The sequence below is a fragment of the Lentzea guizhouensis genome (genome assembly GCF_001701025.1).
Taxonomy (GTDB): Bacteria; Actinomycetota; Actinomycetes; order Mycobacteriales; family Pseudonocardiaceae; genus Lentzea; species Lentzea guizhouensis.
On sequence record NZ_CP016793.1, the window covers coordinates 8585775 to 8609101 of the forward strand.

The 23327-nt window shown below is 70.2% G+C and carries 25 protein-coding genes and 1 pseudogene; 14 read left to right on the plus strand and 12 right to left on the minus strand.

What is annotated here, in order from left to right; translation table 11 throughout:
- Positions 1-23: 23 nt before the first annotated feature.
- From BBK82_RS40905 to BBK82_RS48240, 4 genes are all read left to right on the plus strand, one after another.
- Positions 24-413 carry a MerR family transcriptional regulator gene (locus BBK82_RS40905; RefSeq protein ID WP_218920492.1) on the plus strand — a complete coding sequence of 130 codons (390 nt, stop codon included), beginning with the start codon at positions 24-26 and terminating at the stop codon, positions 411-413.
- A 10-nt stretch (positions 414-423) separates the two neighbouring features.
- The gene (locus tag BBK82_RS40910; protein ID WP_065919717.1) at positions 424-1125 is read left to right on the plus strand and encodes an MOSC domain-containing protein; all 702 of its coding nucleotides are present in this window, start codon (positions 424-426) and stop codon (positions 1123-1125) included.
- Between the two features lie 121 nt (positions 1126-1246).
- Positions 1247-1384 carry a hypothetical protein gene (locus tag BBK82_RS52095; RefSeq protein WP_170067843.1) on the plus strand — a complete coding sequence of 46 codons (138 nt, stop codon included), beginning with the start codon at positions 1247-1249 and terminating at the stop codon, positions 1382-1384.
- Between the two features lie 83 nt (positions 1385-1467).
- Positions 1468-1770: a DUF1304 family protein gene (locus BBK82_RS48240; RefSeq protein ID WP_237048480.1), complete on the plus strand. Its 303-nt coding sequence runs from the start codon at positions 1468-1470 to the stop codon at positions 1768-1770.
- 288 nt (positions 1771-2058) lie between these two features.
- Here the strand turns inward: BBK82_RS48240 and BBK82_RS48245 are convergent.
- A pseudogene (locus BBK82_RS48245) lies at positions 2059-3045 on the minus strand (acyltransferase family protein); the annotation flags it as partial.
- Positions 3046-3196: 151 nt separating this feature from the next.
- Here BBK82_RS48245 and BBK82_RS40920 point away from each other — a divergent pair.
- Positions 3197-3595 carry a protein-tyrosine phosphatase family protein gene (locus tag BBK82_RS40920; protein ID WP_472368454.1) on the plus strand — a complete coding sequence of 133 codons (399 nt, stop codon included), beginning with the start codon at positions 3197-3199 and terminating at the stop codon, positions 3593-3595.
- Here the strand turns inward: BBK82_RS40920 and BBK82_RS40925 are convergent.
- The 3 genes from BBK82_RS40925 to BBK82_RS40935 all read right to left on the minus strand — a co-directional run bounded on the left by BBK82_RS40925 (position 3588) and on the right by BBK82_RS40935 (position 5309).
- Positions 3588-4112: a GNAT family N-acetyltransferase gene (locus BBK82_RS40925; RefSeq protein WP_065919719.1), complete on the minus strand. Its 525-nt coding sequence runs from the start codon at positions 4110-4112 to the stop codon at positions 3588-3590. The two genes, BBK82_RS40920 and BBK82_RS40925, sit on opposite strands and share 8 nt — an antisense overlap.
- Positions 4113-4371: 259 nt before the next feature.
- The gene (locus BBK82_RS40930; protein WP_065919720.1) at positions 4372-4854 is read right to left on the minus strand and encodes a hypothetical protein; all 483 of its coding nucleotides are present in this window, start codon (positions 4852-4854) and stop codon (positions 4372-4374) included.
- Positions 4855-4907: 53 nt separating this feature from the next.
- The gene (locus BBK82_RS40935; RefSeq protein ID WP_237047854.1) at positions 4908-5309 is read right to left on the minus strand and encodes a VOC family protein; all 402 of its coding nucleotides are present in this window, start codon (positions 5307-5309) and stop codon (positions 4908-4910) included.
- 102 nt (positions 5310-5411) lie between these two features.
- On the opposite strand from BBK82_RS40935, the gene BBK82_RS40940 reads away from it, so the two are divergent.
- Complete coding sequence (locus tag BBK82_RS40940) at positions 5412-6380, plus strand: helix-turn-helix transcriptional regulator (protein ID WP_065919722.1); 969 nt, start codon at positions 5412-5414, stop codon at positions 6378-6380.
- Here the strand turns inward: BBK82_RS40940 and BBK82_RS40945 are convergent.
- Entirely contained in the window at positions 6334-7014 is a 681-nt protein-coding gene (locus tag BBK82_RS40945; protein WP_065919723.1) for a Clp protease N-terminal domain-containing protein, read from the minus strand. The two genes, BBK82_RS40940 and BBK82_RS40945, sit on opposite strands and share 47 nt — an antisense overlap.
- Positions 7015-7110: 96 nt before the next feature.
- Between BBK82_RS40945 and BBK82_RS55200 the strand changes: the two genes are divergently transcribed.
- From BBK82_RS55200 to BBK82_RS40960, 3 genes are all read left to right on the plus strand, one after another.
- Entirely contained in the window at positions 7111-9165 is a 2055-nt protein-coding gene (locus BBK82_RS55200; protein WP_065919724.1) for a protein kinase domain-containing protein, read from the plus strand.
- Entirely contained in the window at positions 9162-9899 is a 738-nt protein-coding gene (locus BBK82_RS40955) for an SDR family NAD(P)-dependent oxidoreductase (RefSeq protein WP_065919725.1), read from the plus strand. The genes BBK82_RS55200 and BBK82_RS40955 overlap by 4 nt, the downstream gene beginning before the upstream one ends.
- Positions 9900-10013: 114 nt before the next feature.
- Positions 10014-11351 (plus strand): glycosyl hydrolase family 18 protein, encoded by a 1338-nt coding sequence (locus tag BBK82_RS40960; protein ID WP_065919726.1) that lies wholly within the window; start codon positions 10014-10016, stop codon positions 11349-11351.
- Here BBK82_RS40960 and BBK82_RS48250 read toward each other — a convergent pair.
- A complete protein-coding gene (locus tag BBK82_RS48250) occupies positions 11244-11645 on the minus strand; it encodes a DMT family transporter (RefSeq protein WP_071812780.1) in 402 nt (133 codons plus the stop codon). The two genes, BBK82_RS40960 and BBK82_RS48250, sit on opposite strands and share 108 nt — an antisense overlap.
- Positions 11645-11959: a DMT family transporter gene (locus BBK82_RS40970; RefSeq protein WP_065919728.1), complete on the minus strand. Its 315-nt coding sequence runs from the start codon at positions 11957-11959 to the stop codon at positions 11645-11647. Before BBK82_RS40970 ends, BBK82_RS48250 begins: the two co-directional genes overlap by 1 nt.
- Before the next feature lie 51 nt (positions 11960-12010).
- Here BBK82_RS40970 and BBK82_RS40975 point away from each other — a divergent pair, with 51 nt between their 5' ends.
- Positions 12011-12883 (plus strand): 5'-nucleotidase, encoded by an 873-nt coding sequence (locus tag BBK82_RS40975; RefSeq protein ID WP_065919729.1) that lies wholly within the window; start codon positions 12011-12013, stop codon positions 12881-12883.
- Between the two features lie 44 nt (positions 12884-12927).
- The gene (locus tag BBK82_RS40980; protein ID WP_065919730.1) at positions 12928-13221 is read left to right on the plus strand and encodes a YiaA/YiaB family inner membrane protein; all 294 of its coding nucleotides are present in this window, start codon (positions 12928-12930) and stop codon (positions 13219-13221) included.
- Here BBK82_RS40980 and BBK82_RS40985 read toward each other — a convergent pair whose 3' ends face one another.
- From BBK82_RS40985 to BBK82_RS40995, 3 genes are all read right to left on the minus strand, one after another.
- Complete coding sequence (locus tag BBK82_RS40985) at positions 13222-13941, minus strand: DUF2625 family protein (protein ID WP_218920493.1); 720 nt, start codon at positions 13939-13941, stop codon at positions 13222-13224.
- A gap of 50 nt (positions 13942-13991) precedes the next feature.
- The gene (locus BBK82_RS40990) at positions 13992-19457 is read right to left on the minus strand and encodes an ATP-binding protein (protein WP_065919732.1); all 5466 of its coding nucleotides are present in this window, start codon (positions 19455-19457) and stop codon (positions 13992-13994) included.
- Between the two features lie 232 nt (positions 19458-19689).
- Positions 19690-20181, minus strand: a complete 492-nt coding sequence (locus tag BBK82_RS40995) for a Gmad2 immunoglobulin-like domain-containing protein (protein WP_065919733.1) — start codon at positions 20179-20181, stop codon at positions 19690-19692.
- Positions 20182-20365: 184 nt separating this feature from the next.
- Here BBK82_RS40995 and BBK82_RS41000 point away from each other — a divergent pair, with 184 nt between their 5' ends.
- Genes BBK82_RS41000 through BBK82_RS41005 form a run of 3 tightly spaced genes read left to right on the plus strand, consistent with a single transcriptional unit; the run spans position 20366 to position 22552 of the window.
- Complete coding sequence (locus tag BBK82_RS41000) at positions 20366-21784, plus strand: ABC transporter family substrate-binding protein (RefSeq protein ID WP_218920494.1); 1419 nt, start codon at positions 20366-20368, stop codon at positions 21782-21784.
- Positions 21781-22032, plus strand: a complete 252-nt coding sequence (locus BBK82_RS53285) for a hypothetical protein (RefSeq protein WP_218920495.1) — start codon at positions 21781-21783, stop codon at positions 22030-22032. Before BBK82_RS41000 ends, BBK82_RS53285 begins: the two co-directional genes overlap by 4 nt.
- Before the next feature lie 58 nt (positions 22033-22090).
- Positions 22091-22552 (plus strand): DUF4383 domain-containing protein, encoded by a 462-nt coding sequence (locus tag BBK82_RS41005; RefSeq protein WP_065919734.1) that lies wholly within the window; start codon positions 22091-22093, stop codon positions 22550-22552.
- On the opposite strand, the gene BBK82_RS41010 is transcribed toward BBK82_RS41005, so the two are convergent.
- Complete coding sequence (locus BBK82_RS41010) at positions 22549-23025, minus strand: TspO/MBR family protein (protein ID WP_065919735.1); 477 nt, start codon at positions 23023-23025, stop codon at positions 22549-22551. The genes BBK82_RS41005 and BBK82_RS41010 overlap by 4 nt on opposite strands.
- Positions 23022-23318: a hypothetical protein gene (locus BBK82_RS41015; protein WP_065919736.1), complete on the minus strand. Its 297-nt coding sequence runs from the start codon at positions 23316-23318 to the stop codon at positions 23022-23024. The genes BBK82_RS41010 and BBK82_RS41015 overlap by 4 nt, the downstream gene beginning before the upstream one ends.
- Positions 23319-23327 lie beyond the last annotated feature (9 nt).

Sequence of the window (23327 nt, forward strand, 5' to 3'; positions counted from 1 at the left end):
GGTCAAGAACCTATGCTCGGGGCATGGGGATGAGCATCGGCGAGGTCGCCGAACACACCGGGCTGAGCGTGCACGCGCTCCGGTTCTACGAGAAGGAGGGCATCCTCGCGCACGAGGTCCACAGAGGACCGGGCGGCCGCCGGGTGTACACGCAGCAGGACGTCGACTGGCTGCGCATGTGCATCATGCTGCGGATGTCCGGAATGCCCGTCCCGGAGATCCGCCGCTACACCGAGCTGGTCCGCCAGGGCGACGGCAACGAGCTGCAGCGCCTCGACATCCTCAAGGAACACCAGGACCGCGTCCGCGAGCAGATGGTCCAGCTGCAGGAATGCCTGGACCTCATCACCTACAAGGTGGGCAAGTACCAGGACTACGTCAATTCGATCGCCCGGAAGGCGGTCGGCCAATAGCCTCGCGGGCATGCCTGTTGTGCTCTCGCTGAACGTCGCCGCCAAGGCCGTGCCCGCCGACTACACCCGCGCCGGGACCACCGGCATCGACAAACGCCCGGTCGACGGCCCGTTGCGGATCAGCGCACCCGGTGCGAAGGGCACGGCGGGCAGCGGCGTGGCCGGTGACGCGATCGGCGACTGGTCCGTGCACGGCGGTGACTACCAGGCGGTCTACGGCTACGCCCGCGAGGACTTCGACTGGTGGCAGACCGAGCTGGGCGTCGAGCTGCACAACGGCCAGTTCGGCGAGAACCTGACCACCCAGGGCATCGACCACACCAGCGCGCGCATCGGCGAACAGTGGCGCATCGGCACCGCCACGCTGGAGGTCTCCGGCCCGCGCGTGCCGTGCCGCACGTTCGCGAGCTTCCTCGGCCAGCGCGGCTGGGTGAAGCGGTTCACCGAGGTCGCCCGTCCCGGCGCGTACTTCCGCGTGCTCGAACCCGGCCTCATCGCGCCCGGCGACGAGATCACCGTGCTGCACCGGCCGGACCACGACGTGACGGTGGAGCTGTTCCTGCGCGCGATCACCACGGACGCCTCCCTGCTGCCCCGCCTGCTGGAGCCGGGTGACTCGGTGCCGCCGGAGGTCGTGCAGCTGGTGCACCGGCGGACGGTGATCGACCTGGCTCCGGAGATCGCGGCGAGCCGGGTGCCCGGCGAGGACTAGGCGTTCACGACAGGCCTTGAACATGCCCGCACGGGCACCAGCGGCCCGCTTTGCGCCCGACGCGAAGATCACGGTTCGGATCTCGGGCGAACACACTGGTGAGGCGTACGAGGTGTTCGAGGTGGACGCGCCGCGGGGCGTGCAGTTCCTGGCCTCCTCGGTCGACGAGCTGCTGGGCGCGTTCTTACGCGACCTGTCGGCTCACGGCCTGGAGGCACTGCCGCGCCACGGGGTGTCCCTCGGCGCGGGCACGCCGTGAGCGTCGTCGCGCAGGTCGCCGCGGTAGCCGCCGCGCTGGTCCACCTGCTGGTGTGGGTGTGGGAGGCGTTGCTGGTCCACCGGGTGCACCACTCGGTGTTCCGGCAGCCCGCCGAGGACGTGCCGGTGATCCGGCTGCGGGCGTGCGGGGTGGGGTTCTACAACGTGTTCCTGGCGTGCGGCCCGGTCGCGGGGCTGGTGGCGCTGCACACCGGGCACGAGCTGGTCGCGCGCACGCTGCCGGTCCACCTGGGGTGGTTCGTGCTGCTGTCGAGCGTCGTGCTGGCCGTTGCCGACCGGCTGGCGCTGAGCAGGCCGCGCGACAGCGCCTGGGGTGGCGTGCTGGCGCAGGGGTTGCCGGCGCTGGTGCTGCTGCTGTTCGTGTGAGGCCTGGCGGGGCAGCTGCTGGGTTGCACGGTCGTCGGCGGCCAAACGGGGCAACAGGTCGGTCGGCCGGTCGTCGGACGCCTGCCGCGGCAGCGACCGGGTCGGTCCCTCGTCCCGGCCCACCCTGGCGAGCTGTTCGGTCGGCTGGTCCGGTCTGGCCCGGTCCGCGCGGGCGGGCGGTTTGAGGTAGCGGCGGAGCTGCTGGGTCGGCTTCTCGACCAGCCGCCACGACAGCAGGCCGAACAGGTACGAGACGGGCACCGCGAGCACCATCAGCAGCCACGGGCTGCGCACCCCGGCCAGCACGATCAGCTGCTGAACCGGCATGCCCCAGATGTACATGCCGTAGCTGCCGTAGACCCACTCGTCGTACCCGGCGAGGCGGCGCGGCCAGTGGTGGGCCCAGGTCACCGCGCCGTACCCGGCCGCGAGGGGCAGCAGGAAGCGCGCGGCCGGTTCGACGAACGGGACGAAGTTGACGACCAGATAGGCGGCGCACAGGCCGTAGGCGACCAACGGCTGGAACCGCAGGCGGTCCCGGTAGACGAAGAAGATCATGCCGAGCACGAACGGCACCATGTACGCGACCAGCGGGGCGAGCGGGACGCTCCAGAGACCGGTGAAGTTGCCGCCTCCCCCGACCCGCGCCTGCCCGAACCAGTCGAGCACCAGGAACACGGCCAGCACCCCGAAGAGCGCTGGACGCCCCTTGCCGAGCGCACCGACGAGGCCGGCGGCCAGCACGATCAGGTAACCGGTGGTCTCCATCGGCAACGTCCAGATGGAACCGTTGACCGACCAGTGGTAGGGGTTCTGCGCGAACACGCCGGGGAGCATGTGCTGCAACGTGTACATGCCCGCGTTGTTGACGACGTAGCCCCACGTCTGGCGGCTGCCCCAGTACTCGGCCTGGCTCAGCACGGTGACGAGCGGGCCGATCACGAACGCGGTGATCATGACGACCACGAGCAGCGGCGGCCAGATCCGCAGGGCGCGCTTGAGCAGGTAACGCCACCAGGACGCGTCGCGGTACCAGCTGTCCGCGATCTGGTAGCCGCTCATGGCGAAGAACGCCATCAGCGCGAAGTAGCCCGGTGAGAGGTTCCAGCTCTCCGGGAACATGCCGATCAGCCTGGGATCGATCAGGGGAAAGCTGTGCTCGATGACGACGAGCGTGGCCCCGATCAGGCGCAGCCAGGCGAAACCTGTCTCGATCTTCGCATAACGGTTCCCCTCGGTGCGCGAGCTGTCCGCCCGCCTCAACACCCCGTCCATCGCACTCGCCAGACCTGTGCCATAGCCCTAGAAGAGTAGCGCCGGTACGACCGTTCGTTTGAACCGACTGTTGTATCAACGGCCGATGACTCCGGGCGTGGCAGGATCTCAGGCTCTTCGCACGATCTTGGGGGAACGCTTCGTGAAGACCATCCAGCTGCCGGACGGCAGCTCCGTGACGGGCCGGGGCCTGCGCGACGGCCGGCTCGTGGAACCGGCGCCTGCCTACGGCCTCTACCTGCAGGCCCGTGCCGTCGACCTGCCCTGGGACCACGACTGGATCGAGTGGCCGGACTTCCGCCTGCCGCGCGACCACGAGAACGCTCGCCGGTTGATCCGCGAACTGCACCGGCGAGCGCTTTCCGGGGAACGGGTCGAGGTGGCGTGCAGCGGCGGCGTCGGGCGCACCGGCACGGTGATCTCATGCCTCGCGGTGCTGGCAGGCGTGCCCGCGGACGAGGCCGTGGCGTGGACGCGCGCGCACTACCACCGACGGGCCGTGGAGACGCCGTGGCAGAAGCGCTGGGTGCGCCAGTTCCCGGTCAGCTGACCGGGGACCACACGCCGAACCACTGCTCGGCGTCATACCACTCGAACCGCTCCACCTCGGTGAAGCCCAGCTTCAGCGCGAGCCGCAGGGAGCTCTCGTTGGCCACCTGGGTCGTGAGCACCAGCGGCTCACCGGGCAGCGTCGCGGCGAACCACCGCATCGCCGCCGCGCACGCCTCGGACGCGTACCCGTTGCCCCAGGAGCTCGGCAGGAACAGGTAGGCGAGCTCGTGCTCGCCGCCCCCGGTCCGGGTGTGGCCGGGGTGCTCCGGTGGCCGCCGGTCGAACGAGACCATGCCGATCGCCGCCCCGTCCAGCTCGACCACGAAGAACCCGAAGCGCCGGCCGGGAACCGGGGGCGCCGTGCGGTCGACCTCGTCCCGCGGCGGGACGTCGCTGATGTAGGTGGCCACCTCCGGCGAGGAGAACAGGTCGACGAGCACTTCCCGGTCCTTGGCCTCGGACTCGCGCAGGACGAGCCGTTCGGTCTTGATCGGAGTGGGCGGCCAGTTCGTCATGGCTTTCACGGTAGCCAAATCGTCCCGCGAGGCGGTGGCCGCGGCCACCGGCCGCCCGCCCGGTGACCGCGAGCCGGACTGCGTGGACAGACCGCCGGAAACGGGACTTCCGGCGGATCACCGAGCGGCGACCCGCGTTACGCTCGAACGCTTGGTGCGCCGCCGGGTGCTGAAGCTGCCGAACGTGTCCCTTGTGGACGGTGTTGCGGTCGAGGGCCTGTTGTACGACCGCGGCACCCGCGCGTCGCGTGGAAGGTCTTCACCGGATCGCGCCCTCGGGCCACAACACCGTGACCGGCACCCCGCGCGACCGCGCGTAGGCCACCACGTCCGCCGTGCCACCCAGCCCGCGCCCCGGCAACCCGTCCCACACCGCCAGCAACGAGGCGGACTCCCCCAGCTCGTCCACCATCCGCTTGCCCGCCTCCATGTAGGCGTGGGGATCCGGCGTGACGAACGGCAGCTGCACCACCCGCCCCGCCCGCGCCAGCAACCGGTCGTAGACGGGCCGGAACTCCTCCGGCAACGACGCCCGGTACTCCACCGCCGGCAGCACCGCCACCAGCACCCCGCCCGCGTCCAGCACGGCCTGCGCGAACACCGCGTCGGCCCCGTCGGCCAGGCAGGACACGCCCACGACGTCGTCACTCGCGGCCACGGCGGCCCGGATCATCCGGTCCACCTCCCCCTCCAGCTCGGCGGAGAGCCCACGGTGCCCGGTGATGGCGAGCTGCGTCGTCATTCCGGCAGCATAGGCGTTTCGCCAGAACAGCGTGCCTGTCCCGGCAACTGCGCTCAACCCCGGTTGCGCTCCAGCACGTCGAAGTAGTGCACGTTCGTCATCACGCCGAGGACGTTCCCGAACGGGTCCACCACCGACGCCGTCACGAACCCCTCACCCCGCACCCGCGGCTCGTCGTGCACCTTCGCCCCGAGCTCGAACAGCCTGGCCAGCGTCGCGTCGAGGTCGTCCACCGCCCAGTAGAGGATCGCGCCGCCCGGACCGTCCGACGGCGTGACCTGGAAGGCGCGCTGCACCAGCCCGAGCTCCGCCTGGTAGTCGCCGATCCGGAACTCGACGTACCCCAGCGTCCCGTCCGGCGTCCGGCCCTCGAAGTAGGCCTCGACCCCCAGCAGCGCCGTGTACCAGGCGCGGGCCTCCTCCAGGTCGTCGGCGTAGTAGGACACGGTCGTCATGCCTCGCAACATCTTGTTCCTCCAAGAACTCATCGGGTCTTGGAACCAGCATCGGCCGTAAAGTGCTCATCTACTGAGCACTTTCAGAAGGAAACTGACGACATGCGCGCAGACCGTCTCGTCGCCACGTTGTTGCTGATGCAGGCCCGCGGCCGGGTGACCGCCGCCGAACTGGCCGAGGAGCTGGAGGTCTCCACCGCGACCGCCCGGCGCGACCTGGAGGCGTTGTCCGCGGCGGGGGTGCCGGTGTACCCCCAACCCGGCCGGGGTGGGGGCTGGTCGCTCGTCGGTGGCGCGCGCACGGACCTCAGCGGGCTCACCGCGGCCGAGGCGCAGGCGCTGTTCCTCATCGCCGGACCGGCGGCTTCCGTTGCGCCGCAGGTGAAGTCGGCACTGCGCAAGCTCGTGCGCGCGTTGCCGGGCACGTTCCGGGCCGAGGCGCAGGCGGCCGCGGAAGCCGTCGTCATCGACGCGGCGGCGTGGGGTGACGACACCGAGGAACAGCCGGCACTGGTCTCACACCTGCAAGAAGCCGTGGTGCGCCAGCGGAAGGTACGGCTGACCTACGCGAAGCGCGGGGCCGCGGCGAGCAAGCGCGTGGTCGACCCGTGGGGACTCGTTGACAAGGACGGCATCTGGTACCTGGTCGCCGGTACGCCCGACGGCCAGCGCACGTTCCGGATCGACCGGATCGAGGACGCCGAGGCGACCGGTGAGAAGGCGAGCAGGCCGGACGATTTCGAGCTCGCGCGGGCGTGGGACTCGGTCGTCACGGCGGTGGAGCGCAAGCGGGCGGAGACCACGGCGGCGCTGCTGGTGCCGACCAGGTTCCTGGACATCTTCCGGCACCAGCACGGCCGGCACTGCACGGTCGTCGAGACCGCGGGCGACCACACGCGGGTGGAGCTGACCGCGCCGCGCCCGCTCGACATCGCCCGCAACATCGCCGGGTGGGGCGGGCTGGTCGTGGTCGAGTCGCCCGGCAGCGTCCAGGCGCACCTGGCGGACATCGGGGCGGAACTGGTCAGCCGATACCCGCGTGCTGCTCCAGCCGAGCCAGCCGAGTCATGATCATCTCCAGGACCTTGGCCGCGTCCGGCGTGCTCTGCTGCTGCTTCTTGAGGTGGATGATGCCCGCGAGCGCCGTCTGCACCGCGCGCCGCGCGGACTTGAGGTCGGCACCGCGGTCGCGCAGCACCTGGCCGCCCGCACCGTCCGGCTCGGCCACCAGACCGAGCAGCAGGTGTTCGCAGCCGACGTAGTTGTGTCCCAGGGCAATCGCCTCGACCACCGCCAGCTCCAGAGCGTTGGCCGCGTCGGACTCCAGGCCCCCGAGTACGGTGGTGCTGTCCTCGGCGGTGAACGTGCGGCGTACCGAGCCCGGCTCGATGTCGATCGCCCTCAACACGTCCAGCGCCAGGTTGCCGCCTTCGCGGAGCAGGCCCTCCAACAGGTGCTCGCTGGTGAGGCGCGGTTGCCCGGACGCGACCTCGACGGCGAGGCGAAGGGCGTCCTTCGCGCGCTGGGTGAACTGTTCGACGCGCTCAGAGCTTTCTACGAGGTCTTTGGCCTCCAACGCGCGAATGGACGTGATGCGTTTGACCGACCCTTCGAGTGCGCGCTGACAGATGGCGGAGACCGGGATGTTGAGCTCCTTCACGGTGTCCGCGAGCTCGTCCGGCAGGTACACGTTGACCTTAGGCATAACCCCATATGTACCCCCAATTGGGGTTACAGTCAAGCGAGATCGCGTCGCCCGTCACACTTGTAGGTGATCGAGGGGACAGGGAGAGCACACGCTGTGGAGGAGAACAAACGGCTCATCGGGAGCCGGTACCGGTTGAGGACGAAGGTCGGCCAGGGCGCGATGGGCGTCGTGTGGCAGGCGTACGACGAGAACCTGCACCGCGTCGTGGCAGCGAAGGAGCTGCTCGTGCTGGCGGGACTCGACGAGTCCAAGGTCGAACGCGCCAAGCACAGGGCCATGCGCGAGGCGCGCCTGGCCGCGAGGCTGGAGCACCCGAACGCCATCCGCGTGTACGACGCGGTCGAGGACGACGGTCAGCCGTGGCTGATCATGGAGTACCTCCCCTCCCGCAGCCTCGCGGCGTTGATCAGCGAGCAGGGCACCCTGCCGCCGCGCGAGGTCGCCCGCATCGGCTGCTACACCGCCGCCGCGCTGGCCGCCGCGCACCGCAACGGCATCCAGCACCGCGACGTGAAGCCCGGCAACGTCCTGATCGGCGACCACGAGGTCAAGATCACCGACTTCGGCGTCTCCCGCGCCACCGGCGACGACGGCACCGCGACGGCGACCGGCACCGTCGGCACCCCCGCGTTCTTCTCCCCCGAGATCGCCCGCGGCGAGGAGGCCGGCCTCCCGTCGGACGTCTTCTCCCTGGGCGCCACGCTCTACAACGCCGTCGAGGGCTCACCGCCGTTCGGCGCGGCCGACAACCACATCGCGATGCTGCACCGCGTCGCGAGCGGGTCGATCATGCCGCCCGCCAACGCCGGTCCGCTGCTCGCGCCGGTGCTGTTCCGGCTGCTGGCCACCGATCCGGAGCGCCGCCCCACGATGGAGGAGGCCGTGCACCTGCTGGCCGCCGTCGTGAACGAGACGCCGCAGGCGTCCGAGTCCACCGTGGTCATCCCGGCGACCGTGGAGCTGCCGGTCGAGGCGCTGCCGGAGGCGAAGGCCAAGCGGGCGAAGAAAGCAGAGGCCGCGGCGGCGGGTGCCGCGGCGGGGGTCGCGGGTGCCGCGCAGGCGGAGGCCGCCGGGCTGACGGCGCCACCGAAGCCGGAAGCGACCAGGCCGACGCTGACCAGGCCGACGCGGCCAAGCCCGACGGCAGAGGCCGGCGCTGCCCAGACCGAGGCAGCCCGGACCGAGGCTGCTGCCCAGACCAACGCGGCAGAAGCCGACGCTGGGCAGACCATTCCCGAGCCCGCGGCCGGCACCACGGCGGACGGCGCGACCGACGGCTCCGAGGGAGCAGTGGCCGCCGCGGCAGCCGGAGAACCGGAAGCCGCCGCCGTCGTGGACCCGCCCGCGGCGAAAGAGGAGCCCGCGCCTGCGGAAGAGCCACCCGCTGCGGAAGAACCTGTTGCCGCGCAACAGGAAACCACTGCGGTAGCCAGCACCGCCACCCCACCGGCCGCGCAACCCGCTCCCCCGGCGCCGACCCCGCAGGCCGAGCCCGCCTACGTTCCCTCCGCTGCCCCCGTCACGCCTGCCGCTCCCGTCCCGCCCGCCCAGGACGAGGAACGGCGCAGGAACCCCCTCGTCCTCATCGGCATCATCGTCTTGGTGATCGCGGTTGGCGTCGGTGCGTTCTTCCTGTGGCCCAAGGGGAACAACGACCCGTCGGCGAACAACGACGCCTCCACCGGCACTTCCGGCCCGACGACCACGAGCCAGACCCCGACGCAACCGCAGCAGACCCAGTCGCAGGCCCAGTCCCAGTCGCAGACCCCGCCGCCACAACAGACCCAGACGAACCCGCCGAGCACCCCGAACCCCACGGTGGTGCCACCGCCCGCGACGACGCCGGGCACGGCCCAGGAAGCAATGGTGGCGTACTACGCGCAGATCCCCGGCAACCTCGAAGCGGGCTACGCGACTCTCACCGACCGCTTCAAGGTGTCCAGGAAGATCTCGACCTTCCAGGCATACCAGCAGTGGTGGCGCGACTTCAGCCGCGTGGAGCTGTCCGACATCGCGACGCAGGGCGACAACGTCGTGACGGCGACCGTGACCTACCGCAAGGGCGGTGCCGTCACGAGCACCGAGCGCCACACGTACACCCTGGTGCAGCAGAACGGCAAGTGGATGATCGACAATCAGGCACCATGACCAGACGTGCACTCGTGACCGGTGCCTCCCGCGGCATCGGCGCTGCCATCGCCCACGCGCTCGCCTCCGACGGCCACCGGGTCGCTGTCCACTTCCGCAGCGACCCGGAGCAGGCACGGAACGTCGCCGACAGCCTGCCCGGCGACGGCCACGTCACCGTTCAGGGTGACATCGGCGCCGGCCAGGCCGAACAGATCGTCACCGAGGCCGCCGACCGGCTCGGCGGCCTCGACGTGCTGGTCAACAACGCCGGCATCTACTTCCACCACCCGATCACCACGACGAGCTTCACCGAGTGGCAGGACGCGTGGCGGCGCACGGTGGAGCTCAACCTGTACGGGCCGGCCGACCTCACGTGGCACGCCGTCCGGCACATGACCGAGGGCGCGAGGATCATCAACGTCGGCTCGCGCGGCGCGTTCCGGGGCGAACCCGACGCCCCCGCGTACGGCGCGGCCAAGGCGGGGCTGCACGCGCTGACCCAGTCGCTGGCGCAGTCGCTCGCACCGCAGGGCATCGCGGTGGCCGCGGTGGCGCCGGGGTTCGTGCGCACCGGCATGGTGACCGAACTGCTCGCCAGTCCGGAGGGGGACGCCATCCGCGCGCAGAGCCCGTTCGGGCGCGTCGCGGAACCCGAGGAGGTCGCCGCCGCGGTCGCGTGGCTGGCGACACCGGCCGCGACCTGGGCCAGCGGCACGGTCATGGATGTGAACGGGGCCTCCTACCTGCGGTGACTCGCAGCAGGGCAACCGGAACTCGTTCCGGTCGTTTGTCGATCTTCCCGGCAACCGGTCTAGACCACTACCGTCGCGATGGGCGCTCGACGTTAGTGAAAGGCAACCCTGCACATGCGTTCACTCCGATCTCGCCTCGGTACGGCCTGCCTCGCGCTGGCCGCCGCCGCGGCGACCATCACGGTCACGGCGCCTGCCGCGCAGGCCGCCTATCCGGCCGGGTTCAAGAGCGTCGGCTACATGCCGTCGTGGTCCGGCAGCGTCAGCTCCATCCAGTACAGCAAGCTGACGCACATCAACTACTCGTTCGTGCTGCCGAACTCGAACGGCACGCTCCAGGGCGTTCCCGACCCCGGCAAGCTGCAGCAGCTGGTGAGCCTCGGCCACCAGAACGGCGTCAAGGTCTCGATCGCGGTCGGTGGCTGGAACGACGGCAACGACGACAACTTCGAGGTCCTGGCCGCCAGCGCGAACGGGCGCACCACGTTCGTCAACGCGTTGGTCAACCTGGTCAACCAGTACAACCTCGACGGCGTCGACATGGACTGGGAGTACCCGGATCCGGGCGTCGAGGGTGACAACTACACCCTGCTCATGCGGCAGCTCGGCGACGCGCTGCACAGCCGGGGCAAGCTGCTCACCGCGGCCGTCGTGTCCGAGGGCGGCACGGCCAACGGCGTGCAGCCCGCGGTGTTCGGGATCGTCGACTGGCTGAACATCATGGCCTACGACGGTGGCAGCCCGCACGCCAACTACGACTGGTCGATCAACAGCGTCAACTTCTGGAAGAACCGCGGCTTGCCGGCCAGCAAGGCCGTGCTCGGCGTGCCGTTCTACAGCCGGCCGACCTACATCGCCTACAAGGACCTCGTGGCGCAGGACCCGGCCAACGCCAACCGCGACACCTACAACGGCAACTCCTACAACGGCATCCCCACGATCAAGCGCAAGACGACGTGGGCGCTCGCCAACGCCGGCGGCATCATGAACTGGGAGCTCTCCCAGGACACCACCGGCAGCACCAGCCTGCTCAACGCCATCTGGGAGGCCGCGTCCGGCGGCAACCCGAACCCGCCCACCGGCGGCACGATCACCGGCTTCGGCGGCAAGTGCGTCGACGTGGCCGGTGCGAGCTCCGCCAACGGCACGGCGGTGCAGCTCTGGACGTGCAACGGCACCAACGCCCAGCAGTGGACCCGCAACGGTCAGACGCTGCGCGCGCTGGGCAAGTGCCTCGACGCGTCCGGCACGGCCAACGGCGCCGTGACCCAGCTCTGGGACTGCACCGGCGCCGGCAACCAGCAGTGGACGGCCGAGGCGAACGGCCAGCTGCGCAACGTGGCCTCAGGACGTTGTCTCGACGCCACCGGCCCCAGCTCGGCCGACGGCACCAGGCTCCAGCTCTGGGACTGCGCCGCCACCGCCAACCAGCGGTGGACGCTCAACGCCTGAGTTCTTCAGGAACTTCAGCCCGATGACGCAGGCGATGATCCCGGTGAGGAAGACGATCTTCCAGACGGAGACGGCTTCCGCGCCGGTGATCATCGCCCACGTCACGGTCAGCGCCGCACCCACCCCGACCCACACCGCGTACGCCGTGCCGACCGGAATCCGTTTCATCGCAACGGAAAGACCCACCATGCTGAGCGTCGCGGCCACCGCGAAGAGCAGGTAGGCCCGCTCGGACAACGCCGTCGCCCACACCGCCTCCAGCACGGCGCTGACCAGCAGCACGACCCACGACATCAGCTCACCACCTTCAGCCCGGCGACGCAGCCGATCAGGGCCGCGAGCACCAACGCCTTGGCCACGCCCAGCTTCTCCTCACCCCGCGCCACCGCGACGAGGACCGTGAGCACGGCCCCCACCCCGACCCACACCGCGTAAGCGGTACCGACGGGGATCTCCCGCATCGCCCACGCCAGCCCGGCGACGCTCAACGTCATCGACACGGCGAACACCACCACCGGCCACGGCCGGCGAAACCCGCGCGACGCCGCGAGCGCCGTGGCCCACACGGCCTCCAGCACTCCCGACAGAACGAGCACGACCCAGTACATTAGTACGACCGTACCAGAAACGGTTCCTGGCTCCGCTACGATCTGGGACACATGGCCCCCAGCCTCGAGAACCTGCTGGTCGTCGGCGTCGCCTCCAGCGCCCTGTTCGACCTCACGGAGTCCGACGCGGTCTTCCAGTCCTCGGGTGTCGAGGCCTACCGCACCTTCCAGGAAGCCCGGCTCGACGAGCCGTTCCAGCCGGGCGTGGCGTTCCCGTTCATCCGTCGCCTGCTCGGCCTGAACGCGTTGGGGCCGCTGGTCGAGGTGATCGTGTTGTCCCGCAACTCCCCCGAGACCGGTTTGCGCATCCTGCGCTCCGCCGCGCACCACGGACTGTCGATGACCCGTGCGATCTTCACCGAGGGGCGGGCGCCGCACGAGTTCATGCACGCGTTGCACATGTCGTTGTTCCTGTCCGCCAACGAGTCGGACGTGCTGCGCGCAACCGCCGGTGGGCTTCCGGCCGGGCAGGTGCTGAAGTCGTCGTTCCGCGATGACGATGATCCGGCTCTGCGGATCGCGTTCGACTTCGACGGGGTGCTGGCGGATGACGCTGCTGAGCGCGTGTACCAGGCTTCCGGGTTGGACTCGTTCCAGGAGCACGAGGTCTCCAACGTGGTGACGCCGCTGGATCCCGGGCCGTTGCGCGATTTTCTGGCCGGGATCAACCGGATCCAGCGGGTGGCTCTGGACCGGGTGCGGGTGTCGGTGGTGACGGCCCGGTCGGCGCCGGCGCACGAGCGGGCGATCAACAGCCTGAAGGCGTGGGGGCTGACGGTCAACGACGCGTTCTTCCTGGGTGGGTTGAAGAAGGGGCCGATCCTGGACGTGTTGAAGCCGCACATCTTCTTCGACGACCAGCGCGGGCACCTGGTGGAGACGGTGCCGTGCGTGCACGTGCCGTTCGGCGTGTCGAATGAGTAGCTGTACTCATGACACGTCTTCTGTGACCCAGGACTCTTGATCCCATGACCACCAAGCCTGCCAGCACCCCGACTTCCGGCGCCTTCTACGTGCAGGCGGTCCTGTCCTTCGGCCTTTCGCTGACCGCCGTCGCCATCGGAGTCGTGTTCCTGCCCGTCGACGGCTGGGTGCGCGCGTTCCTGGGCATCGCGATGCTCTACACGGTCACGTCAGCGTTCACGCTGGCCAAGGTGATCAGGGACCGGCAGGAGGACACCTACATCTCGAGCCGGGTGGACAGAGCGCGGCTGGACAAGCTGCTGGCCGAGCACGACCCGTTCAAGCTGGACGCGGCCTGATCAGACGGTGCCGAGCGGGCCAGGATCAGCAAGCCCGAGCTGACCGCACGTGTGTGCGTTGAACGCGAGCTGCGAGCTCATCGGTGCGGCAGACCGCGTGGTCCCGGCAACGTCCGACAGCCCCTCCTTCGACCACAACGGCGGGTACGTCGTGATCCCGTCACGCAAGCCGAGCCCAGCCACCTCCGCCTGCCACCCCGGCCAGAACATGCCCTCGTAGTACCGCTCCACCCCACCGTCGAGCATCCACATCAGCCACGCGCCCTGCCCGCCGTCGAACGTCTCCCACTCCAGCGAGTCCGGTGCGAAGTAGACGACCTGCCCCGGCTCCCCCGGCCGGCCGAACGCCGCGCAGTCCATGCCGTTCAACGCGAACACGCCGCCCAGCACGTCGTGGGCCAGCACCAGCCCACCGACAGGAGCCCACGCCGGGTCCACCACGGCCGGAAACCCGTTGACCTCCCCCAGACCCGGCAACGCACCACCCGAGCCGCCGTACACGCGCAGCCACCCGTGGTGCAGCACCATCCCACCGGTGTTCAGCACCACCGCACCCAGCAACGACCGCGCGGTCACCTGCAGCTGCAGCAACGTCGCCCGGCAGGCAGCCTCATCCGGCGGCAGCACCACGCACGAAGAGGGAACCGCCTCCGCCACCACCGGCCAGCCCGGGTCGTCCACGTCGACCAGCTCCGCGATGTCCCGCACGACCGCCCCCAAGAACGCAGAAGAGCCCCGGCGGAACGCGCCGGGGCTCTCCCATCCAAGCACTAGCGGGCCAAACCGTCCTCCACGGCCTTGATGATCGCCGGTCGCAGCTCCGCCGCCGAGATGATCGCGTCCACCGACCCGACCTCCACCGCGCGCTGCACGCTGTGCACCCGGTCGAACTCCGCCGCCATCTCGTTCAGCTTCTCCGTCCGCACCGACTGCCGCGTCGACGCCAGCTCGGCGGCCAGCGCGGCACGCTCGGCACCGGACGCCTCCGCCACCGCCGTCTCCAGCTTCTTCACCCGCGGGTCGTTGGCCGTACGACCGTCGACGTCACGGGCGAACACCACGGCAGCCGCCGGTGCGCCGCCGATGACCGAGGCGTAGGAGCCCTCGACGGCGAGCACGGTCATGGACGGGTTCAGGGCCTTCGAGAAGACCACGAACGCGCCGCCGTGGTAGCGGGAGATCACGCAGAACACGATCGGGCCGCGGAAGTTGACGATCGCGCGACCGATCTCGGCGCCGTACTCCAGCTGCAGCAGGCGCATCGACTCGGGCGAGCCGTCGAAGCCCGACAGGTTCGCCAGCACCACCAGCGGACGGTTGCCCGAGGCCGCGTTGATGGCGCGCGCGGCCTTCTTCGACGACTTCGGGAACAGCGTGCCGGCGGTGTAGGTGTCCGGGCCGTCGGTGGGCGGGAAGCCGGCGCGGGACACGCCGCGCGACTCGATGCCCAGCAGCGTCACCGGGATGCCGCCGAGGTGCACGTCCTGGACGACGGCGGTGTCGGCGTCGGCCATGCCCGCCCAGCGCTCCAGGACGATGTGGTCCTGGTCCGACAGCGCGCGCATGACCGTGCGGATGTCGAACGGCTTCTTGCGGTCCGGGTTCGCCTCGGACGAGAAGATCTCGCCGACCGTCGTGAACGGGCTGTCGCCCACCACGTGCGGGTAGGACGACACGTCGCGGGAGACCGGGTCCGACGAGGCAACGCGACGCGGGCCGGGCTCGCCGGGCACCACGTAGGTGTGCTCGTAGTGGGCCAGCAGCACCGCGAAGGCCGACCGCAGGTTCGGGGCCCAGTACTGCGCCTGGCCGTTCGGGCCCATGACGCGGTCGTAGCCGCCGATGCCGTAGTTGTCCTCCGCCGAGACGCCGCCGGAGAAGTCCAGGGCCTGCTTGCCGGTCAGCACCATCGCCGAGTCCGGGGTCATGACCAGGATGCCCTTGGTGTGCATGAGCATCGTGGCCTCGGCGTTCCAGTACGGCTGGGCGCCGACGTTGATGCCGTTGACGACGATGTTGATCTCGCCGCCGGCCTGGGTGAACTCGACGATCCGCTTCAGCGCTGCCGCGACCCAGTCCATGTTCTCGACGCCGGACGACATCGAGATCTTCGCGCCCGACGAGAGCGAGAACCACTCCAGCGGGACCTGCAACGACGAGGCCAGGTCCAGGGCGTGGATCACCCGCGAGCACTCGGGCTCGGCCAGCGCGCCCAGCGACTTGGTCGGGTCGCCGAGCAGCACCACGCGCTTCATGCCCTCGGGGTAGGCCGGGGTCGGCGTGGTCACCACACCGACGACGATGCCGGCCGTGTTGCCACCGCGCGGGCGGTCGACCGGGACCAGCGACCCGTCCACGAGGTCGTGCTCCACGAAGGAACCGCCCTCGCCCGCGAGCATGTCGCACAGCTCGTACGGGTAGATCGTGCCGCGCGACTGGGCGCGCAGGACGTTCTGCCGGTAGTCGTCGAGCGGCTGGATCGCGTCGGTCGGCGGCTGCACGAACGAGAACCGCACGCCGGAACCCGCGTCGTTGGCGATGCGGACGCCGATGTCGGTGAGCTCACCGGTCTCGCTGTCCTTGCGGCGTGCCAGGAACAGGACCTCCTCGAGGTCCAGGCCCGTGGTCGTGGGCAGCACGCGGGACGCGATCGCGTCCAGGTCCGCGGAGTGCAGGTCGGTCGGCGGCCACGCGTAGAGCACCACGCGGTTGGTCGCGAGCCGGGTGCGGCCACCGGCCTGGGCGCGGGCCCGGCGGATGCCGTCCAGGCAGGTCGCCAGCACGTCCTCGGCCGCGGGCAGGGCCACGATCCGGCCCTCGTCGTCGCGCAACGGCGTCAGGTCGCGGACCTGGCCCAGCGCCACGAGACGTTCGTCGGACTTGTTCGACTTCGCCACCGCGCGGAACAGGTAGACGTCCTCGTCCACCGAGGACAGCCGGGTGAGGTCGAACTCGCGCAGCCGCTCCAGCTGCATGCGTTCGGCGATGCGCGGGTGCAGCCCGCGCACCAGCCTCTCCTCCGCGAACCCCGTCGAGGACGGGCGGAACGTGAAGTGGTGGTGCATCGACTCGCCGCGGCGGCCCGCCACCGTGGTGGTGACGCGGGTGATCGTCGGCGGCAGCTGGTGCGCGGCCAGCGCGGCACCCAGACCGGCGGCGAGCTCGTCCTGGTCGGACGGGCCGTCGAGCCAGTTGACGTACAGGTCGGCCACCACGGCGGTGCCGCCTGCGTGCTCGACGATCTCGCCGACCGCGTCCACCAGGCCGGAGAACTCGACGGCGGTGCTGACCAGGCGGGTCTGCTCCGGCTCGTTCTCCGCGACGAAGAACGCCCCGTTCACGCGCGGGTTCTCCAGCGCCTTCTTGGTGTAGTAGCGGCGGGCCAGCACCTCCAGCAGCGGCGTGTTGTCCGCGCCGGGCTTGCCGATGCGCTGGCCGAGCAGGCGCACCAGCGGCTCGGCCGAGGCGACCATCGCCGCGATCCGCTCCTCGCGGTCAGCGGCCTGGGGGTTCGCGTCGAGGTGGATGAGGTGCTTGCGGACCTCGCTGTGCACGCGGGCGCGGTTGCGGCGCACCAGCGGCTGCGCGAACCAGGTGAACACGACGCTGCGGGCGAGGTCGGCCACCTGCGGGTAGCGGACCTGGGTCGCGGCGACGATGTGCTCCAGCACCAGGCCCACGCGCACCCGCTCGGACTCGACCGGCGGCGCCTCCTGCACCCACTGGCGCAGCAGGGTCGTGGCGACGGCCGCGTCGAACACACCGCGGCGCAGCGCGACGAAGATCCGGAACACCGCCTGCTCCAGCTCCGGCGTGCGGTCCAGCTCGGTGATGCCGTAGTGGCTCAGCACGTGCTGCAGCCGCTCGCGGAACGTCGCCGGCAGCGCGGCCCGGTCAGCGTCGAGCGTCTTCAGGTACGTGTGGAAGTGCTCGCGCGGGGAGTGGATGTGGTTCTCCGGCTTGGTCTCCTCGCCGGCCGGGCGGTTGCGCGAGAGGTCGCACAGGTCGGCGAAGATGCCGAGCAGCTGCGCCTCCTCGACGAGCGGCCGCTCCAGCAGGTCGTGCCGGGCGCCCATGTAGTTCGTCAGCACCCGCTCGGTGTCCGCGGCGGTGGTGTCGAAGCCCAGCAACAGGTTGCGCAGGTCCTCGAGTCCACTCGCGACGATCTGCTCGGCGGGGACGCCGGTCTTCGGGGCCGGCATCTCCAGCTCGACCGCGGACCCCGACTTCTGCTCCTGCGCGGTGCCGGCGTCGTCCTCGACCTCCTCCAGCTTGAGCAGCGCGCCACCGGCGGGCACCTGGGTGCCGACGACGACGTTGAGCTCCCGCAGGCGGGCGCGGAACGGCGCGCGCAGCACCGTCTCCATCTTCATCGCTTCCAGCACGAGCACCGGTGCGCCGGCCTCGACCTCGGCACCGACCTCCAGCGGCGTGGCGACGACCAGCGCGGGCATCGGCGAGCGGAGCACACCACCCTCGTCGCGGGTGACGCGGTGGGTGACGCCGTCGACCTCGACCTGGTGCACGACACCGGACGTTCCGGTGACGACGCGGAACCGGGTGCCGTTGACGGTGATCTGGCCGACGTGGTGGTCGAAGCGCTCGACGTCGACGTCGGCGGACAGCACGACGTCGGAGTCGGCGGCGCAGACGCCCACGCGGTACTTGATGGCGCCGGCGCGGGCAACGTTCACCACGTATGGCTGCCCGCGCAGCACGAACTCCAGCTTGCGCGCGCCCTCGTGGTTGGTGCGCGGCTGGCCGCCGTGCGCGGAGGCGAGCAGCTCGGTGCGGTTGATCTGCTCCTCGTCCTCGTACACCTCGATGGCCGCGGCGGCCAGCGCGATGGCGGAGTGGCGGTGCGAGATCAGGCCGCCCTCGGCGCGGACCCGGTCGATCCACGACGTGTCGGCGGAGCCGTCGATCACGGCGGGCTCGGCGAGCAGGTCGAGCACGAAGCTCTTGTTGGTCGTGCCGCCCTCGATGATGACCGTGGTCTCGGCCATCGCGCGGCGCAGCTTGCCGAGCGCCTCGTCGCGGTCGCGGCCGTACGCGATGATCTTCGCGATCATCGAGTCGAAGTCGGCGGGGATCTGCGAGCCCTCGGCGACACCGGTGTCGACCCGGATGCCGGGGCCCGCTGGCAGTTCGAGGCGGACGATCGTGCCGGGGCACGGCGCGAAGTCGCGATCCGGGTCCTCGGCGTTCAGGCGCGCCTCGACGGCGTGGCCCTGCTCGACGGGCTTGGTGCCCTCCAGCCTGCCGCCGCCCGCCACGTGCAGCTGCGCCTTGACCAGGTCGAAGCCCGTGGTGATCTCGGTGATCGGGTGCTCGACCTGCAGGCGGGTGTTGACCTCCAGGAACGCGAAGAGCTTCTCACCGGGGTGGTAGAGGAACTCGACGGTGCACGCGCCGCGGTAGCCGACCGCGTTCGCGAGCCGTTCGGCGGAGGCCTTGAGCTCGGCGACCTGCTCCGGCGCGAGCACGCAGGAGGCGGACTCCTCGATGATCTTCTGGTTGCGCCGCTGCACCGAGCAGTCGCGGACGCCGAGCGCCCACGCCGTGCCCTGGCCGTCGGCGATGACCTGCACCTCGACGTGCCGGGCGCCGGTGACCAGGCGCTCCAGGAACATCACGCCGGAGCCGAACGCGCGCTCGGCCTCCATGCTGGTGCGGTCGAAGTTCTCCTCCAGCTCCTCGGGCGAGGTGATCTTGCGGATGCCGCGGCCACCACCACCGGCGGTCGCCTTGAGCATCAACGGGTAGGTGACCTCCTCGGCCACCTTCAAGGCGTGCTCGAGGTTCTCGACGGCCCCGCGCGACCACGGCGCGACCGGGACCCCGACCTCCTCGGCGATCAGCTTGGAGCCGATCTTGTCACCGAGCTTGCGCATGGCCTCGGCCGACGGACCGACGAAGGTGACCCCGACCTTCTCGCACAGCTCGGCGAACTCGGGGATCTCGGCGACGAAGCCCCAGCCGACCCACGCGGCGTCGGCCTTCGTCTCGACGAGCGCCTTCTCCAGCACCTCGAGGTTGAGGTACGGGCGATCGGCCGCCAGGCCGAGGTTGTGGGCCAGATCGGCTTCCCTCACGAAAGGCGCCGATTTGTCGACATCGGTGTACAGGGCGACGGTCTCGATCCGTTCCCCTGACTCGGCGGCGAGTTCACGGACGGCGTGGATCAGCCGCATAGCGGCTTCCCCGCGGTTGACGATCGCTACACGACTGAACAACGACTTCTCTCCTCGCGGACAGACAACCTCAGCGGCAGTCGCCGCCCAATCGATGTACACACTCTCGTCTACTACCCGGTAGGAAAACCGCTAGATCGAAGCGAGTTGAGCAGCGTGCTTTGTATGAAACCAACAAGCCACCAGGTCCTCAGCACAGCTTCACTTGAGCCCGTGTCCCAACTCACGGCGGTGCCCGTCGCCATGTGTGTGACGACGGGCACCGGGAGTGAGATCAGGACTGCGGGACGCGGATCACGTCGCCGGGGTGGATCAGGTTCGGGTCGGTGATGACGTGCGGGTTGGCCCGCACCAAACGCGGGAAGAGGTTCGCCGCGCCGTAGAACTGCTGGCTGATGGCGGACAGCGTGTCACCGGGCTTGATCGTGTACTCCTGGTGGACCCGGTAGCCCGGCACGATCAACGGCCCGTACACGACCGGCACGACGACCTTGTCGAGCTCCTCACCGTCCTCCGGCGACACCCAGAACACCTCGACGAAGAGGCGGTCCAGCGTGAAGCTCGCGCCGCTGACGTCCACGGAGATCTGGAACTGTCCGTGCCCGCCGACGCCGTCACCGGCCATGAAGGCGCCGGTGACCTCGTCGTGGCCCTCGTGGACCCGGTAGTTGAACTGCGCCTCGAACGCCCCGCCCGCGAGCCCGGCCACCAGGACCTGGCCGCCCACGAGGTCGTGGGGCGCCGGTTGCTGCACTGTGATCGACATGGGTGGTTCCCCCTTCCACCTTGTGTGTCGTCCGGGCGGAGTGGACCGTTGCCGGAGGTCACCCCGGCGGCCCAATCCCACGTCCGCCGAGCCCGCGCAATCCTTTTCGCATTTTGCCGGGGGACTTCGCCCGGCATCCCCGATCGTGCTCCCACGGCGGTCCGGCCACGAGAGGATCGGGAGCGTGAACCGGGGAACCAAGACGACGGCGCTGGCAGCCGTCGCACTGTTGCTGGCCGCGTGCGGCGGGCCCACCGCGCCCTCCACCGGCCTGAAGGACGCGACCGACGCCCAGCTGGAGGACGTGAACCGCACCGATCCGGCGAAGCTCAAGGACGGCGGCGAGCTGAGGTGGCCGGTCACGCAGCTGGCCGACAACTGGAACAACTTCGAGCTCACCGGCACGCACATCGACGGCTACCGGATGATCTCGACGGTCATGCCGTCGCCGTTCGTGCTCAAGGCCGACTCGACGGTCGCCGAGAACCCGGACTACCTGCTGGAGGCCAAGCTCGTCTCGTCGTCACCGCAGGTGGTGACCTACCGCCTCAACCCGAAGGCGAGGTGGAGCGACGGCCGCCAGTTCTCGTGGGAGGACTTCGCGGCGCAGGCGAACGCGCTGAGCGGCAAGGCGGCCGGCTACAAGGTCGCGCTGACCGCGGGCTACGAGGACATCGCGAAGGTGGAACGCGGTGGGAGCGACCAGGACGTGAAGGTGACCTTCGCGCGAACCTACGCCGAGTGGCGGGGGCTGTTCAGCCCGCTCTACCCGAAGCAGGCGATGGCGAGCGCCGAGGCGTTCAACACCGGCTGGCAGGACGCGCCGCAGGTCACCGCGGGGCCGTTCAAGATCGGCACCATCGACCCGGTCGCCAAGTTCGTCACGGTCGTGCGCGACGACACGTGGTGGGGCGCCCGGCCGAAGCTCGACAGCATCACGTTCCGGCAGGTCGACAAGCCGGCACTGGCCGACGCGCTGGCCAACGGCGCGATCGACCTGTACGAGGTCGGGTCCAGCATCGACCTGTTCACGCGAGCGCAGTCGATCCCCGGTGTAACGGTCCGGCAGGCGCAGACGCCGGACTACCTGCACCTGACGTTCAACGGCGGCGGCACCCTCGCCGACCCGAAGCTGCGGGTCGCGCTGATGCGCGGCATCGACACCAAGATCATCACAAAGGCGTTGCTCGGCCAGATGGTGAAGGACGAGGCCCACGTCGTCGGCAACCACTTCCTGCTGCTCGGCTCGAAGGACTACCGGGACAACTCGGCGGTGGCGTCGTTCGACGTGGAGGCGGCGCGCAAGGAGCTCGACGCGCTCGGCTGGCGGATGAACGGCGAGTACCGCGCGAAGGACGGGAAGGAGCTCGTCGTCCGGTTCGTCGGACCGACCCCGAACCCGGTCAGCGACCAGATCTCGAAGCTGGTGCTGACCCAGTTCAAGGAGATCGGCGTCAAGCTGGCCATCGAGACCGTGCCCGCGAGTACTTCAAGGGGTACGTCAACGTCGGCAACTTCGACATCACGTGCTTCGGCTGGAAGAAGGGCCCGTACCCGATCAGCTCCACCAAGGGCATCTACCACCTCGACCCCGCGAACGTGAACCAGAACTACGGCAGGGTCGGCAGCGACACGATCAACAGGCTGATCAGCGAGGGCACCGCCGAGCTCGACGACACCAAGCGCGTGGCCATCGCGAACCGGCTCGACGAGGAGGTCTGGAAGATCGGGCACCACCTGCCGCTCTACCAGATGCCGGGTGCGGTCGCGATCCGCTCGACGCTCGCGAACATCGGCGCGGTCGGTGCCACGAGCCCGCCGGAGTGGGCGAGCATCGGCTTCACCGGCTGATCGTCAAGACACCCCGGCCGGGGAGTTCGTTCCGGCGGTGGCGGGGTAGCCAGGCCACATGAAACCTGTCCAGACAGCGGCCGCGGTCGTCGGCGGGGCGTTCGCGCTCGTCGGCGTCCTCGGTTTCATCCCCGGCATCACCACCCACTACGACCAGCTGTCGTTCGCCGGCCACCACTCCGGCGCGCTGCTGTTCGGCCTGTTCGCGGTGTCCGTGCTGCACAACCTGGTGCACCTGGCGTTCGGCGTCGGCGGTCTGGCCATGTCCAGGACCGCGGGCACCGCGAGGCTGTTCCTGGTGGTCGGCGGTGGCATCTACGTGCTGCTGTGGGTCTACGGCTCGGTGATCGGCGCGGTGTTCGGCGAGCAGACCCGCGCGAACCTGCTGCCGGTCAACGCCGCCGACAACTGGCTGCACCTGGGCCTCGGCGCGGCGATGCTCCTGCTCGGCATCGGCACGACCGCGTACGAACGGTCCCGCGGCGACTACACCTCGGCCGGCCACACCCCCAACAGCTAATTGCTCAGGGCGATCGAGATGTTCAGGGCCGCCGCGAAGCTGACCCACGCCAGATAGGGCACGAGCAGCAGCGCGGCGGCCTTGCTGCGCGAGAAGAACACGACGGCGAGCGCGGCGATCGACAGCCACAGCAGCAAGATCTCCGCGAACGCCGCCGAGTACCAGCCGAGCCCGAAGAACAACGGCGTCCACAACGCGTTCAGCACCAGCTGCACGCCGAACAGCGTCAGCTCGCCGCGGCCGGCACCGCCGCGCCACGCCAGCCAGCCGGACAACGCGATCAGTCCGTAGAGCACGGTCCACACCGGACCGAACAGCCAGCCCGGCGGTGCCCACGACGGCCGTTGCAGCGCCTGGTACTCCGCCCCCGCCGACACGGAGAACAGCGAGCCGACCACGGCGGTCACCACGACCGCCGCGACGAACACGAGCAGCACGCGCACCGGGTGGTGGCGCAGGGGCAGAGCGGTCATCGGGGACTCCCCACAGGCAGGGCGCGGACGATGGCGAGCACGGTCGCGCGGCTCGGTGCGGCACGTTCGGCGGCGCCGAGCAACGACACCTCGTCGGCCAGCACCGCGCGCCGGATCTCGGCGCCCCTGCCGGGTACCTCCCGCAGCAGCGCGTCAACCAGCCGCGACCGCAACGCCCTCCCGGCGGCGTCGTCGGACGGCAGGAGCCGCCAGTGCGCGCGCAGCACCCGTTCGGCGACGCCTTCGTCACCCGCCGCCCACAGCAGGCGGATCATCCGATCGGCGAGGCTCACACCCCGGAG